This is a genomic window from Lentilactobacillus parafarraginis DSM 18390 = JCM 14109 (genome assembly GCF_001435895.1).
Classification (GTDB): domain Bacteria; phylum Bacillota; class Bacilli; order Lactobacillales; family Lactobacillaceae; genus Lentilactobacillus; species Lentilactobacillus parafarraginis.
The window spans coordinates 1-339 of the sequence record NZ_AZFZ01000229.1 but is presented as its reverse complement, the minus strand read 5'-3'; the positions used below and the strand labels follow the sequence as shown (position 1 = coordinate 339).

Sequence of the window (339 nt, the reverse complement as noted above, 5' to 3'; positions counted from 1 at the left end):
TAAAAGAACTTCAGAAGCAGTCACGGATACTTTGAGCGACTTAATGAAGCTATGGCCTGGTAGATCGTTAACGATTACCCCGGATAGGGGTAAAGAGTTTGCCAAAGTTCAATGTTTAACTGATAAGTTTGGTACGCCCTTCTACTTTCCCGATCCTCACTCTCCTTGGCAACGAGGAACTAACGAAAATACTAACGGCTTGCTTCGCGAATATTTGCCAAAAGGAACTGACCTTGATTCAATTACTGACCGCCGGATACAAGCATATGCAGAACAAATGAATAATCGTCCCCGTAAATGTCTCGGATGGAAAACGCCTTATGAAATATTCTTTAATGT

1 protein-coding gene is annotated in these 339 nt (G+C 41.9%); it reads left to right on the top strand.

The annotated features are described in order from the left end of the window. The coding region (locus FD47_RS14835; RefSeq protein ID WP_156404178.1) for an IS30 family transposase at positions 1-339 on the top strand (339 nt) is incomplete at both ends.